This window comes from Bacteroides rodentium JCM 16496, assembly GCF_000614125.1.
Taxonomy (GTDB): domain Bacteria; phylum Bacteroidota; class Bacteroidia; order Bacteroidales; family Bacteroidaceae; genus Bacteroides; species Bacteroides rodentium.
On record NZ_BAKJ01000024.1, the window covers coordinates 31,151 to 44,894 of the forward strand.

The following is a 13,744-nucleotide window of genomic DNA, read 5'->3' on the forward strand; positions in this document are numbered from 1 at the left end:
AACTTGGCGGGAGATAACTTTCTCACCATTCTCACAACCTGACTTTTCCCTCCAACCGTATATCTTCCGATGAAGCCCCTATCAGCAGCTTCACCGTTCCGGGTTCTACAACGAACATCTGCTTTTCTTCGTTCCAATAGCCGAGTTCCTCCTTGGGAACGGTGAGTGTCACTTCCCGGCTTTCACCGGCCTTGATGGGGATACGCGTGAAGGCGCGCAACTGCTTGGAGGGACGTTCCACTTTGGAGTCCGGATAGCTGGCATAGAGTTGCACAACTTCTTCCCCGTCGCGTCCGCTTGTATTCTTCACTGATACCGTCACGCGGATGTTCTTCTTGTCTTGCTTGACGGATTCAATCTTCTCGTATGCAAAGTCGGAATAGCTCAGACCATAGCCGAAAGGATAGAGCACCGGGCCCTGGTGGTACATATACGTGCGTCCGTTGCGGATGTCGTAGTCCATCATGTCGGGCAGGTCGGTGATGTCTTTCACCCACGTCTGTACGGTACGTCCGGCTGGATTCACCTTGCCGAAGAGTACATCGGCCAGTCCGTTGCCCTGCTCCTGACTACAGTGGGTGATGTGGACGATGGCAGGCACGTGTTCCTGGCTCCAGTTGATGGTGTAGGGGAAGCTGCTGACGAGTACCAGTATGGTATTGGGATTGGCCTTGAGCACCAGCTTCACCAAATCCTCATCGGGCAGCATCAGCGATTTGCGGTCCACGGCTTCGCGGCCGTCACTGGGGACGGGAGAGAACTTCCAGTCCGCACGTGTGCCATAAGGATGGTTTCCTACACATACGATGGCGATGTCGGCGGCTGCAGCTGCCTTTTCCGCCTGCCCCATGCGGTTGTCTTCGGCGTGGATGACTTCGGTGCCTTCCTTTACAGCATTGCGTATGCCGCTCAGAATCGTTGTTTCGTAAGGCGGGGTACCACTATACCAGTCTTGTACGATTTTGTCCGAATACGGGCCTATAACGGCTATTTTGCGCAGCTTCCCGGCATCGAGAGGCAGGAGGTTTTTGTTTTTCAATAACACCACGGACTTGGCGGTGACTTCCCGTGCCAGCCTGCGGGCTTCTGCTGTCATGAAAGGCGGTGTCTCCGTACTGTCCTTTCCGATGGAGAGATAAGGGTTACGGGAGTTGTCCCCGTCCAGCAAGCCGAGCTTGAGGGCGACGAAGATGTTTCCGCGGATAGCCTTGTCGATGTCGGCTTCGGTCAGTAATCCCTTTTCCAGAGCTTCCTTGACGTAAGGGACGTATGCGTCGAGAAATTGTCCCGTTGTGGCTTTTACTACGGCAGCGGCACCCTCGGCAAAGCTCGGAAAACTCTTGTGCGCCTCAATCAGCAATTTCAGGGCGCCACCGTCCGTACAGATGATGCCGTTGTTGCCCCACTGCTTGCGGGTAATCTCTTCGAGGCAGGGATGGATGGACATGGGGATGCCGTTCCAGCTGTTGTAGGCGGCCATGAAGGCACGGCTGCCTCCCTCAGTGATGCCTTTATAGAAAGGATAAGCATAGTATTCATGGAACAAGCGCGTGTCGAAGTCGGAGGAAGTGCTGTCCCGTCCATCCTCGTTGCTGTTGGCAAGGAAATGCTTCATCAGAGAGGCGGTTCGCCAGTAACGGGGATGATTGCCTTGCAGACCGCGTACGCTGGCAATGGTGAGCTGGGCGGTGAGGAAGGCATCTTCGCCGAAACTTTCCTCGGTACGCCCCCAACGCGGGTCGCGGGCAAGGTCGGCATTCGGAGCGCGCATCACGAGGGCATGACGCTTGTTGCCGGTGGCCTGCATGTAGTAACGGGCCTCTTCAGAGGCTTGTTCCGCCACTTTCCGCACCAAATCGGTGTCCCATGTGGAGCCCAGACCGTAGGACTGGGGGAATATGGTGGTGGGGCAGTCTGTGGGGACTACTCTCCCGTCTTCCGTTCTTTGGCGTCCGCCCCACATGGCGGGACCGCCGAGGGTCAGCCCGTGCAGCCCTTCATAGTGGCCACAACGGGGAATGTTGAACCGGGGGACACCCAGGTCGGTGGAGAGGAGGTTTATCTTCTCGTCCAGTGTAAGGATGGAGAGGAGATGTTCCACGCGCTGTTCGTCGGTGAGCGTGGTATCTTGAAAGGCTTGTGTGTGTTGTGCGCTTGCTTGCAAGCAAAGCAGCAGAGAGAAAATGAGGAGTAGTGACTTGTTTCTCATGGTTCATTAGGGTTTAATGGATTCAATGTAGTTCTATACCTTTTGTCTGCACAAGATGTACATCTCATAATGTATGAGATGTATATCTCATGCAACTTGAGATGCGCATCTCGTACATGAAAGGATAGGGATTATGGGATTGATATCCGTTGTAACTGTCCGTTCTGCGGCAGGCAGAGCAATCCTTCAGCTTTCTTTTCATCTGCCAGATACTTCTTCCACGTAATCTTGTCCCATTTCATCTGGTCTGTGCATTGTGCCACGGGGATATGGGGGATGGCTGAACCGTCCTTTACAAGAATGACGATGGGCAGGGCGCCGCACTCGATATGGTTCCATCCCGGAGCATATACCTTTCCGGTCTGGTAATCTATCCACTTCTGCCGTCCGGGGAGGTAGACATCCCGTCCGCTGCCCTCTTCGAGCATGGGAGCTACGAGGAGGTTGGAGCCGAACATGTACTCGTCCTCCACCAGCCATGCACCCGGGTCGTCGGGATACTCCAGCAGCAGGGCGCGGAGCATCGGCCAGCCGTTTTCGGTACACTCTTTGGATTGTGCGTATACATAGGGCATCAGTTTGTACTTCAGCTCGGCGCAACGGCGGAAATAGTCTGTGAACTCTTTCCCGTAGTACCACGGCTCAGTGGGAGGTGCTCCGTGCACGCGGCTGTGGCTGGTGAGGAAGCCGAAGGGCAGCCAGCGGCGGTAGAGGCTTTCGGGGCTTTGGGTCACGAAGCCGCCTATGTCATTGCTCCAGAAGCAGAATCCGCTCAATCCGATGGAGAGGCCGCTGCGGACGGTTCCCTCGAAACCGGTTTCGGTGGTGGCGGCATCACCGCCCCAGTGCAGCGGGTAGCGTTGCGAGCCTGCCCATGCGGAGCGTGCCAGATGATGTTTTCGCCGTGCAGCTTCTTGATGATGTCGGCCACGGTCTTGTTGTAGCGCAGCGGGTAGAGGTTGTGTTCGTACAGTCCGCTACGGCCGTTGGCATAGATGGCATCCAGCGGGGCGCCTTCGCCGAAGTCTACTTTGATGGCGCCTACACCCATTTCAATCAGATTGCCGAGCTTCTCCTGATACCACTTCACGGTTTCGGGGTTGGTGAAGTCCAGCACCACGTCCTCGTAGGGGAGCTGTCCCTTACCGTTGCGTACGTACAGACCGCGTTCCACCAGTTCGGGGAAGAACTTGTTTTTCGGAGTGAAGTAGGGGAGTTGCCAGAGGCAGGTGCGGAAGCCTTGTGACTTTAGGTCGGTAAGCATCTGCCGGGGATTGTCGAAGCGGTCGGCGGCAAAGGCGTAGTCGCACTGCCAGTCCACGCCGAACCAGCCGGTATCGAAGTGGATGACATCACTCGGTATTTTGTTCTCACGCAGTTTCCGGGCTACATCGCGGCCCTCTGCTTCGCTGAAGTAGGTGATGCGGCTCATCCAGGTGCCGAAGCTCCACAAGGGGGGCATTTCGGGCCGTCCTACCAATGCGGTGTATTCGCTCAGCATCTCCTTCGGCGAACCCAGGAAGATGAAGATGTCCATCGCTTCGTCTGCCATAAAGAGTTTGGTGGCTCCGATGTAGGAGCAGCCGAAGTCGCAGGTCACGGGGGCGGAAGTGTGCATAAACATGCCATAGCCGCGGTTACTGAAGAAGAAGGGGATAGGCTTGTACATATCCGGAGTTTCGGGGCCCTGCGGGTCGGTGACAAAGAGGTTGACCTTTTGTCCGGCCTTGTTCAGTGCGGTGGCGGACTCGCCGCAACCGTAGATTTTCTCGTTCGGCGCAAGGCTGAATACGGGATTGATACTGCGTGAGTTGTCCGAACCTCTCTTGATAAAGCTGAATGGAGGTACCTTGACCTGCGTGGAGTCGTTGTCGCTCCAGCAACGGGTCTGTGTCAGCAGGCGTCCGTCGGCATCTTTCAGCACCAGGCGCCAGGGGTAATTCTCGATGAGCAGGCTGCCGTATCGGGAGGTGTACAGTGTACCTTTGTCCGTCTTCTCGGCTTTCCAGAAGGAGCGTCCGTCGGCGGGCTTTCCTATGAGCATGGGGTCGTCGGTATCTTCTTTCGGCACGATGGGCGAGGTAAGCATACGGATGCGGAGGGTGCGTTCGCTGACCGGTTCGACGGTGAACGTCAGTTGCGGATTGTTGTCGTAGGCTGTCTCCGGGAAGTCCAGCGACTGGAGGGGCTGGTGCAGGTAGGTGTTTGCATTGAATGCCTGGCGGGGCATCAGTTGTTGGCGTTTCCACTGGACAGTTCCCTTGCCGGTGGAGGTGTCGAACGATACCAGGCTGTCGGCAAAGAAATAGGTGTTGCTGAGGTCCAGAAAATCCTGGCTCATGTCTTTCGACTGGGAAAGCAGGTATTGCACGCCGGCATTTGTTTTCAGTTGGGCATGCGCGGGCGGGGTGACAGTTGCTGCCAGCAGCATAAAAGCTGCCCCTTTCATCAGTTGTTTCTCTTTCATGATAAATATATGATTTACGGTTGCTGTTTCGATGCCGTAAAAGTAGAGAAATCCACACAGATGAAAGGGTAGGTATGTTGCTTATGTAGGGCCTAAATGTTTATTTGGAAGCTTTCTTTCCGTAGAAACACATGAAATACACCCCGATAATGACAAATGGGATGCTGAGCCATTGGCCCATGTTCAGCGACATGCTGTCTTCAAAGTTCACCTGGTTTTCTTTCAGGAACTCGATGAAGAAACGGAAGGTGAAGATCTCCGTCAGGCAGAGGCCGAAGAAGAAGCCGCGGTGATAGGGTAGGGAAGCCTCGGCTTGCACGGCGGTTGATTTCCGCTTGGTGGTGCTGAAGTCTGTCTCGAGCTTGGTCTCTTGTTTCTTCTGCCCGCGTTTGTATAGCCAGACCATTCCCAGGAAGAAAATAAAGTAGGCGATGGCCTCGTAGAGCTGTGCCGGATGGCGGGGCAGCATGTCTTCCCGTTCGAAGATAAATGCCCAGGGTACGTCGGTCGGTTTGCCGATGATTTCGGAGTTCATCAGGTTGGCAAGGCGGATGCAGCAGGCGGTGATGGGGGTGGCAACGGCTATCATGTCGAGCACGTCCATGTAGTGCATTTTCGTCTTGCGGCAGTACATCCAGAGGGCGATAATGAGTCCCAGCGTGCCGCCGTGGCTGGCAAGGCCGGTGTAGCCCGTCATCTTCCAACTGCCGTCCGGCAGGATTTTTATGGGGAGAATCATCTCGAGGAAATGGTCCTGGTAGTAGGCCCAGTCGTAGAATATGCAGTGACCCAGTCGTGCGCCTATCAGTATGCCGAAGAAGCAATAGAAGAAAAGAGGTTCGAATTTTGCTTCACCGATTTTGCGGTCGCGGTATTCACGTTGCACGATGAAGTAGGCAAGAGCAAGGCCGATAATCCATAACAGTCCGTAGTAGCGGATGGATATGCCGAAGAACTTGAACAGTTCGGGGTCGGGATTCCAGTTGATGGTGAGTAATGATAACATATTATTGAAGAATTAAATTACCGAATTACGGGGTTGTCCGGGACAAAGGTATGAAAATATCTTGTAAATGCGTTTTCTTGGGGGAGAATATGTGGGAGGCTGTGCATAAAGTCGGAAAAAGAAAATTAAAAATGGCGAGCTTTGTTGTAAGCATATTGTTTTTTACCTATTTTTGTAATCGGATAGAGCAAGCTCTTTCCAAGACATATAGAAAATAAAGAAGCGTTATGCTCATCTTGTAAAGTTGAAAACGTAGGAAACTTTCAATACATGATACAAGAAGATGGCATAGTGGTTCTCACGCCGTATAGCGTGGGCTGCTATCTCCACACTTGTATCAGAGGTTTTCCTACGACCTTCAACTTTAAACGTGGTATAGTCAGTTCACGCTTCGTGGTTTTAACAAGCTCTTGAGGACTGCGGGGCGGCATTAATCGGCATTATGAATCATCTGAAATTCATCTGTTTCCTTTCTTGTTTTTTCATTACTCTTTCTTCTTGCAGCGATAACAATCTGGCTCAAAAGGCCGACGGATGCTGGCAAGGCGAATTCAATCTAAAGAATGAAGAAGGTTTACCTTATTCATTGACTACTATCTATCGTTTCAACTACAAGGAAAACTCGGAAAAAGATGGTGGAACGTTTATTCAGTCCAATAGGGCTTTGCAGCAATTCCAAGAAGATGGTATTATGGTGAAGGCAACGGTTCTCAGTGAAATCAAGGGTAATTGGGAAGTCTTGTTCGGAGACCTTTGCCTGACTTACAAGTTGTCTTCCTTGGAGGTTCGTGTGACGGATGTGAAGTATAAAATTTCGCAAAAGGCCGATATGGGTACTCAATTCGGCATTATCGAACATGAGTTGGCCAGTACTTTCACCGGAGGTGCCTCTATGAAGGAATTGCTTGCCGAAGAGATGCGAAAGGAGGCCTATCAGAGTCTGTATGCCCGATATATGAACGACAATGAAGAAGAAAAACTTTATACGGGACTGGAAATCAATGAAGATACACTTTCCTTTGAAACAATAGATGAAGGAATCGTTCGGTTCGTCAGGATTGATAAAGAATTGGATGATAGCCAGAAACACTGATGATAATAAGTATAAAATACCAGAACATTATGGAACAAACAAAAAAATGCCCTTATTGCGGAGAAGAAATCTTGGCAGAGGCAAAGAAGTGCAAGCATTGCGGTGAATGGCTGGAAGGTGTACATCCCCAACCTAAAGCGAAAGAATCATTATCGGCTGTAGAAGTCAATACCATAGAGGTACCTTATTCTACGAAAATCATAGCTTTAATATTCTATCTGATTATTGCAGGGGCTATTATAGGTGCTGTACATGATGACAGATTGGAGGCTATTGTTGCATTTACTGATGGAGCAGACCGGTTCAGTGGTCTATTTTCTTTGTTGCAGTATATTCCGGAGTGGTTGGGAATGATATTGGAAGGCTATGGATTTGTCATTTTGTTATCGGCTTTTCAAAAGGGAATGAAAAAGCAACCCAGGCCTTTGTCTATGCTTTTAGGGACAGCGGTAATTCTCAATTCTATACTTTTCAGCTTACTTATCATAACGGAATATATAGAGTATTTTGAGCATGATGGATATGAAATCATGGAAAGTTCTTTTCTTTCCATGATTGCTGTATGTGTTTTGGCATGTCTAGTGATACTGAACTATATAATAGGCTTCAGACTGAAAAAGAATTATCAAGGGAATTTGCGCTTTATCGGAATTCTTTTTGTATTATCAAGTGTTGTTCAAACAGTTGGAATTATAGTGTTAGGGCTTTGCGATGAGATGACTGATATCGTTCCTTTTGTTTGGAATTGTATATACATTCTTTATTGTTGCTATTTTTGCAGTAAGTTATGTGAAATTATGGGACTTTCGTCCGATAATTGGAAAATCGGGCTAAAAGTTATAGGTGCATTGATAGCCGCAATAGCAATCTATGGCATGTTGCGTGGAAATCCTGTCAATAACGGGGAAGTGGGTATTCTGCATATCGAACAAGAGGAGAATGTCGCATCGGGTCAAGAAGGAAATGAGGAAGGGGTTGAATTGTCGCTTTCCGGATATATGGACATGAAAGGCAGTCCCATCAACATGAAACTTGAGATTCTGCCTACTGGGGCAGTTTCCGGTAGCTATTATTTATCAAAAACGGATACGGAAAGGAAGCTTGACGGTATTTTATCAGAAGATGGCCTATTAGAGATAAGGGCGTATGATGGCAACGGGCAAGAGGTCTGTTATTTCGATGGTGCCTTAACGCAAGAGGGCTATTATACGGGGAATTATTATTTGTCTGAAAATGGCGAGTATGTGGATGAGAGTAGTTTTGACCTAAAAATAGATAATAAAGAAGAATAAATCTTGATGTTCCAATTTGGGACATCAAGATTATTGTCTCTGAATCCGATAGGGTTGTGGAGGCTTTTCTGCCCTTTAAGGACGAAACTTTCGTCCTTAAAGGAATATACTTTTCTTGAGGTAAGTCTGAATACAAACTTATTTGATAAGTAGATGTTGATTTTTAGTTTATACCATAATAGTGTCTTAAACCCGTTGGAAAATTAACAGCCTTCATGGTCCCTTCTTAGAGGTATGCACAGCCTTCATTTTGTTCTGTTTTTCGGTTTTTTCCCTGCCTGCTTCCTGTTTTCCCCCTATCTGCTCCGTGTATATATAGACGGACCAGATAGGGACCAGGTAGGGAGCGGGTAGGGAGAAGGTGGGGAATATTCTGTTTGTCGGTATTTCCACATAATTTAATTCCGCCAACGGGTTATCTTAATCATTTACTTATTTTGAATGTTGTTTGTATAGCTTGAGGTCACAAACTGTGACCTCAAACATTGAACTTCTCCGCCACCATCCTATATGTTGGCACCTCAATCCCTTGCTCCTCTGCAGCTGCAATCATGTCGAACAGTAAGCCTTGCACTTCGCTCTGATGTCCTTTTGCCATATCTTTCTGCATGGAGGCGGTGCTTTCGGGGGCGAGTTTGTCTATTACTTTGAGGTTGTACTCCACAATGTCTTCCTTGAAGGCTATGCCCAGTTTCCTGCCCAGGGCTGCACTTTCTTGGGACAGTCCGATGAAGGTGTCGCGCACCTCGCCCGGTTTCTGTACTTCGCCCATAGGCACGTCATAGTAGGCTCCGGTGACTGCCATAGCGGAGATGAACGACCACTTGACGAATGTATCCCGGTTGATGTCGTCGGAGATGTCGGCTTTGATGCCGCTCTCCTGCAAATCACGTTGCACGGCTTCCAATGTTTCACGGGAAACAATCGTGCTGCGGTGTGCCCCATAGACGAGGCGGAAAATCTTTCCCATCTGCGTGATTTCTCCCCGTCCCGATACAAAGCCTACGATGTAGATGCAGCCGTCGAGCACCGTGACGCCGGGAACCAGACGCTGGATGCGGGGGCCGGTGCCGTAGACATTCAGAATAGGGATGACTACCGTATGTTCGTGTGCGGCGCTTTTGATGAGTTCCGTAATGGAGTCTACGGAATAGCCTTTGACGCAAACGAAGATGATATCTGCCTTGTAGTCCGCAGATGTTGATACGAGAGCGGTATATTCTTCTGCCGTATAGGCGGGTACTTTCAGTGCATGTTCACCTTTCAGGTCGGAGTGCAGTTGCAGGCCGTTTTCGCGTATGGCGGCAAGGTGTTCGCCACGGGCAATGCAGGTGACGTCTTTGCCGGCAAGTGCGAGGAAGGCGGCGATGCTTCCGCCTACGCCGCCAGTACCGGCGATAAGGTATTTCAAAGGATGGGTTGTCATAACTGTAGTGTGTATGGTTAATGTTATTGAACGTAATTTTCTTTTTCCATATAGTAAAGTCCTTCGCCGCGGTCGCCGTTCTCCATGTCGGTTAGTTCCACTTTGAAGATGTGATAGGGGAGGACTTGTTTAGCATTTCTGGGTCTGTCCACCGTCAGCAGGTAGGCATTGCCGTATTCGTTGGCACTGAAGTATTCTTTCACTTCTTGCTTCATCAAGACGGTAACTTCTTCACCATCTATCCAGACAGTAGTTTTCAATTTGTCGATAGGGGAAGCCAGCAGGCTGGCTTGTGCTTGTTTGCTGATGGCTGCTTGTTCGATGTCGCTTAGGTCCTCTCCATGTATGGCTTTCTTTTCACTCTCTTTTTGCCATTGCAGGAAGCGTGTCAGACTCATGGGGCGGACGTATATCTGATAGGTGGGCATACCACCGGGGATTTGGAATACGCGCAAGCCGTACACTTCCATGCGATGGTATTGGATATCGAGCGTGGTGTCGCGGTCGGCAATGAAGTCCCATGCCCAGAACTCCAGTCGCAAGTCTGATTCCTGCAATCCGGGTTTTGCCGTGTGTGGATAGGTTGCCATGTTGATGGCTCCTACGCTTTGATATTTTCCTTTCGGGATGCGGGCAGAGTAGTATCCGGCCTTATCGGTGACGACTTGTGCTATGTCTTTGAAAGAGGGGCTTTGCCACCATATCGCAGCGCTGTCAATCGGTTGCCCGTTGTAATCTGTCACCCGTCCGCGGATGGTTACCGAGTCTTGCTGCTGCGCATATGTGGCGGTGCAGAGGAGTAGTAGGAGGAGGAAAAGGGGGATGATTTGCTTCATAAGTAAATGATTAAAGTGAGTTCATATCGTAATAGTATCTGAATTCTCCTCCTCCGGGGAGGAGGAGTACCCGTAGGGGGAGGTGGTAGGGAGCACACAAGAAAGGTTATCATATACTCGTAATTTTATGCTCTCTACCACCCCGCCCTTTGGGCACCCCTCCTCCCAGGAGGAGGGGAATTGAGATAGTATAAGATAATTAATCACCAATACTTATTATTTGATAACTCCTCTTTCAAGGTATTAATTCAGATTCACCATGAATCCTCTGACCTACATTCTCATCAATCAGATATTACATCATCTGTGAGAATCTGTGTAATCTGTGGTGAACACTTTATTACACATTGAAGCGGAAGTGCATAATGTCTCCATCCTGCACCACATACTCCTTGCCTTCCACGCCCAGCTTTCCAGCTTCGCGCACGGCGGCTTCGCTACCATACTTGATATAATCCTCATATTTGATGACCTCCGCACGGATAAATCCTTTTTCAAAATCCGTATGGATAACGCCGGCGCATTGTGGAGCCTTCCATCCCTTGTGATAGGTCCATGCCTTTACTTCCATCTCTCCGGCAGTGATGAAGGTTTCGAGGTTCAGCAGGCTGTAGATAGCTTTAATCAAACGGTTGCAGCCGCTTTCTTTCAGTCCCAGGTCTTCGAGGAACATCTGCTTTTCCTCATATGTCTCCAGTTCAGCTATGTCGGCTTCGGTCTGGGCGGAGATGATGATGAGTTCGGCATCCTCGCCCTTGATGGCTTCGCGCACCTGCTCCACGTACTGGTTGCCGCTGGCGGCACTGACGTCATCCACGTTGCAGACGTACAGCACGGGTTTGGTGGTGAGCAGGAACATCTGCTTGGCACATTGTTCCTCGTCGTCGTTCTGCGGGATGACGGTGCGGGCGCTTTGTCCTTGTTCCAGGGCATCCTTGTAGCGGAGCAGGAGTTCGTACTCTATCTTTGCCGCCTTGTCGCCACCCACTTTGGCAATCTTCTCTACACGCTTGATGCGGTTTTCCACCGTGTCGAGGTCCTTCAGTTGCAGCTCTGTGTCGATGATTTCCTTGTCGCGTACGGGGTTTACCGAGCCGTCCACGTGGACGATGTTGCCATTGTCGAAGCAGCGCAGCACGTGGATGATGGCGTCGCACTCGCGGATGTTGCCCAGGAACTGGTTGCCGAGTCCTTCACCTTTGCTGGCGCCCTTCACCAGTCCGGCAATGTCTACGATGTCGCACACGGCGGGTACGATACGCCCTGGGTGAACCAGCTCGGCGAGCTTCGTCAGTCGTTCGTCGGGTACGGACACTTGGCCCATTTGGGCGTCGATTGTACAGAACGGGAAGTTTGCCGCTTGTGCCTTTGCGCTGCTCAAGCAGTTGAAAAGAGTGGATTTTCCTACGTTGGGAAGGCCCACGATACCAGCTTTTAATGCCATAGTGTTATCTTGTTTTTTAGTTATTGTTCAGTTAATTGGATGCAAAGATAGTGCAAACCGGGCAAACTTACTGAAAAATAGCTGATTTTTGCATATACCAACGAAGAAGGGAGGACATGGGAGAGTCGCCGGAACGATATTTACGTATTTAGAAATTCGTATTGAACGTGTTAATTTGCATTAAAAGCATGACGATGAAACGATAAATTGATAGTTTTGTCGCAATTATAATTTGAGTATCATTCTATAAATCAATGCGATTATGAAAAACAAAGTAAGAAAAATTCTGATGATTTTATCATGTCTCATCAGCTTGTCTTTTACATTATCTGCACAGAATCCTTATCTGCCGCTTTGGGAGTTTATACCTGATGGTGAGCCCTATGTGTTTGAGGATCCTGACTGCCCTGGCAAGTACCGTGTCTATATTTATGGTTCGCACGACAATCTCAAGTGGATGTATTGCGGACGTGACCAGGTGGTGTGGTCGGCACCCGTAGAGGACCTGACCCGTTGGAGATATGACGGCGTGATATTTAAAGTCAATGAGTCGCCCGAACTGTATAAACTGAATGCTGATGGAACCGACGACGTGCTTTTTGCCCCTGACGTGACAGTAACTACCGATGCCGATGGTAAGAAAACTTACTACCTCTTTCCGAATAATCAAGGTGGTGGACGCAATTCCATGATTGCCAAAAGCGACCGTCCCGATGGCCCGTTTACGGTATGCAACTGGCATAAGGAGCGTCCTCGCGAGACTTTCGGCTGTTTGGGATTCGACCCCGCAGTGTTTGTTGATGATGATGGACGCGTGTATGGTTATTGGGGATTTGGCATTTCGCATGGCGCGGAGTTGGACCCTGCTACCATGTGCACGGTAAAGCCCGGTACCGAAGTGGTGGAGAATATGATTTCAGGTTATCGGCAGGAAGGTATATTCCGCTTCTTTGAGGCATCTTCTATCCGTAAGATTGAGGATAAGTATGTGTTTATCTATAGTCGTACTACCGCTGAGGGTGAAGATGGCCTGCCCAACGCCAGCAACTATACGTTGGCCTATGCCTACAGCGAGCATCCTCTGGGCCCGTGGACCTATGGTGGGACAATCATCGATGCGCGGGCGCGCGAATATGATGAAAAAGGCAATGTGATAGCTTCGGCCATGCCCGGTGGAAATACGCATGGCAGTATCTGCAAGATAGGCGAGCAATGGTACGTGTTCTATCATCGCCAGATAGGTACGGATTGCTATGCACGCCAAGCTATGGTGTCGGCCATTGATGTAAAGGTGGAAAAAGGAAAAGGCGGGAAAGTCGTGATTTCACGCGGAGAGTTCAACTCTGAAGGTTTCCTTCTTGAAGGGCTCAATCCTATGCAGCGCATCTCGGCCGGGCTGGCTTGTTGGCACACCAATCCCGGAGGAATCAAAGAGGTCTATCCCCATTATGTTTATACAGGGTCTTATATCCGGCCTGTGTACCGGGATAATAATCCCTATGCCGGCGATAACAACCACAAAATCCCGTTTGCTCCGGTGGTGAATAACACAAGCGGGTCGATTGTAGGATATAAATACCTGAATATGAATGCCGTTCCGCGAGATAAGTCTTTGCAGATGCAGTTAAGGTTGAAGGCTGAAGATACCGACGGACGCATCCGCATCATGCTGGGTAGCCCTTGGACAACAAAAGGCGGTGTAGAGATAGGACTTGTGAATGTGAAGGCTGGCAGCACTTGCAGGGAGTTCTATGCTCCGCTCTCTATTCCGGAAAAGCTGCATAAGGGAAAGCAACCGCTCTTCTTTGTCTTCGAATCAGAAACCGAAGGCCAGTCCATCTGTGAGTTTTATGATTTCCTCATGTTGCCGCGCCCATAAGTCTTTATACTTATGGAGGCGGATACTTATTTTGTGAGGCCTTCTGAATAGAGCTATTGTATTAGTTCACAGCACTGAACACTTTGTTACAC

At 49.8% G+C, this 13,744-nt stretch carries 10 protein-coding genes and 1 pseudogene; 3 read left to right on the forward strand and 8 right to left on the reverse strand.

Annotation, left to right across the window (positions count from 1 at the left end; translation table 11 throughout):
- Positions 1-31 precede the first annotated feature (31 nt).
- From JCM16496_RS11880 to lgt, 4 genes and pseudogenes are all read right to left on the reverse strand, one after another.
- A complete protein-coding gene (locus JCM16496_RS11880; RefSeq protein WP_025834501.1) occupies positions 32-2,209 on the reverse strand; it encodes a glycoside hydrolase family 3 C-terminal domain-containing protein in 2,178 nt (725 codons plus the stop codon).
- 131 nt (positions 2,210-2,340) lie between these two features.
- The gene (locus tag JCM16496_RS24930) at positions 2,341-2,784 is read right to left on the reverse strand and encodes a glycoside hydrolase family 31 family protein (protein WP_369346664.1); all 444 of its coding nucleotides are present in this window, start codon (positions 2,782-2,784) and stop codon (positions 2,341-2,343) included.
- Between the two features lie 42 nt (positions 2,785-2,826).
- Positions 2,827-4,676: pseudogene (locus JCM16496_RS11885) on the reverse strand (glycoside hydrolase family 31 protein); the annotation flags it as partial.
- A 100-nt stretch (positions 4,677-4,776) separates the two neighbouring features.
- The gene (lgt, locus tag JCM16496_RS11890; RefSeq protein WP_025834502.1) at positions 4,777-5,682 is read right to left on the reverse strand and encodes a prolipoprotein diacylglyceryl transferase; all 906 of its coding nucleotides are present in this window, start codon (positions 5,680-5,682) and stop codon (positions 4,777-4,779) included.
- Between the two features lie 442 nt (positions 5,683-6,124).
- On the opposite strand from lgt, the gene JCM16496_RS11895 reads away from it, so the two are divergent.
- Both JCM16496_RS11895 and JCM16496_RS23760 read left to right on the forward strand, forming a co-directional pair.
- Positions 6,125-6,775: a hypothetical protein gene (locus JCM16496_RS11895; protein WP_025834504.1), complete on the forward strand. Its 651-nt coding sequence runs from the start codon at positions 6,125-6,127 to the stop codon at positions 6,773-6,775.
- Positions 6,776-6,804: 29 nt separating this feature from the next.
- Positions 6,805-8,067: a zinc ribbon domain-containing protein gene (locus tag JCM16496_RS23760; RefSeq protein WP_244440345.1), complete on the forward strand. Its 1,263-nt coding sequence runs from the start codon at positions 6,805-6,807 to the stop codon at positions 8,065-8,067.
- 213 nt (positions 8,068-8,280) lie between these two features.
- Here JCM16496_RS23760 and JCM16496_RS11905 read toward each other — a convergent pair whose 3' ends face one another.
- The 4 genes from JCM16496_RS11905 to ychF form a co-directional block, all read right to left on the reverse strand.
- Positions 8,281-8,478, reverse strand: coding sequence for a hypothetical protein (locus tag JCM16496_RS11905; RefSeq protein WP_025834508.1), 198 nt, complete (start codon positions 8,476-8,478; stop codon positions 8,281-8,283).
- 67 nt (positions 8,479-8,545) lie between these two features.
- Positions 8,546-9,493: a ketopantoate reductase family protein gene (locus tag JCM16496_RS11910; RefSeq protein WP_025834509.1), complete on the reverse strand. Its 948-nt coding sequence runs from the start codon at positions 9,491-9,493 to the stop codon at positions 8,546-8,548.
- Positions 9,494-9,516: 23 nt separating this feature from the next.
- Positions 9,517-10,329 carry a carboxypeptidase-like regulatory domain-containing protein gene (locus JCM16496_RS11915; protein ID WP_025834511.1) on the reverse strand — a complete coding sequence of 271 codons (813 nt, stop codon included), beginning with the start codon at positions 10,327-10,329 and terminating at the stop codon, positions 9,517-9,519.
- 340 nt (positions 10,330-10,669) lie between these two features.
- Positions 10,670-11,773: a redox-regulated ATPase YchF gene (gene ychF, locus JCM16496_RS11920; RefSeq protein ID WP_025834513.1), complete on the reverse strand. Its 1,104-nt coding sequence runs from the start codon at positions 11,771-11,773 to the stop codon at positions 10,670-10,672.
- 262 nt (positions 11,774-12,035) lie between these two features.
- Here ychF and JCM16496_RS11925 point away from each other — a divergent pair, with 262 nt between their 5' ends.
- Positions 12,036-13,652 (forward strand): family 43 glycosylhydrolase, encoded by a 1,617-nt coding sequence (locus JCM16496_RS11925; protein ID WP_025834515.1) that lies wholly within the window; start codon positions 12,036-12,038, stop codon positions 13,650-13,652.
- The last annotated feature ends 92 nt before the right edge of the window (positions 13,653-13,744 follow it).

What these genes read in the sequence shown, in the direction of transcription:
- JCM16496_RS11880 (WP_025834501.1), bottom strand. Translation starts at nt 2,209, where the DNA reads ATGAGAAACAAGTCACTACTCCTCATTTTCTCTCTGCTGCTTTGCTTG.
- JCM16496_RS24930 (WP_369346664.1), bottom strand. Translation starts at nt 2,784, where the DNA reads ATGCCCTATGTATACGCACAATCCAAAGAGTGTACCGAAAACGGCTGG.
- lgt (WP_025834502.1), bottom strand. Translation starts at nt 5,682, where the DNA reads ATGTTATCATTACTCACCATCAACTGGAATCCCGACCCCGAACTGTTC.
- JCM16496_RS11895 (WP_025834504.1), top strand. Translation starts at nt 6,125, where the DNA reads ATGAATCATCTGAAATTCATCTGTTTCCTTTCTTGTTTTTTCATTACT.
- JCM16496_RS23760 (WP_244440345.1), top strand. Translation starts at nt 6,805, where the DNA reads ATGGAACAAACAAAAAAATGCCCTTATTGCGGAGAAGAAATCTTGGCA.
- JCM16496_RS11910 (WP_025834509.1), bottom strand. Translation starts at nt 9,493, where the DNA reads ATGACAACCCATCCTTTGAAATACCTTATCGCCGGTACTGGCGGCGTA.
- JCM16496_RS11915 (WP_025834511.1), bottom strand. Translation starts at nt 10,329, where the DNA reads ATGAAGCAAATCATCCCCCTTTTCCTCCTCCTACTACTCCTCTGCACC.
- ychF (WP_025834513.1), bottom strand. Translation starts at nt 11,773, where the DNA reads ATGGCATTAAAAGCTGGTATCGTGGGCCTTCCCAACGTAGGAAAATCC.
- JCM16496_RS11925 (WP_025834515.1), top strand. Translation starts at nt 12,036, where the DNA reads ATGAAAAACAAAGTAAGAAAAATTCTGATGATTTTATCATGTCTCATC.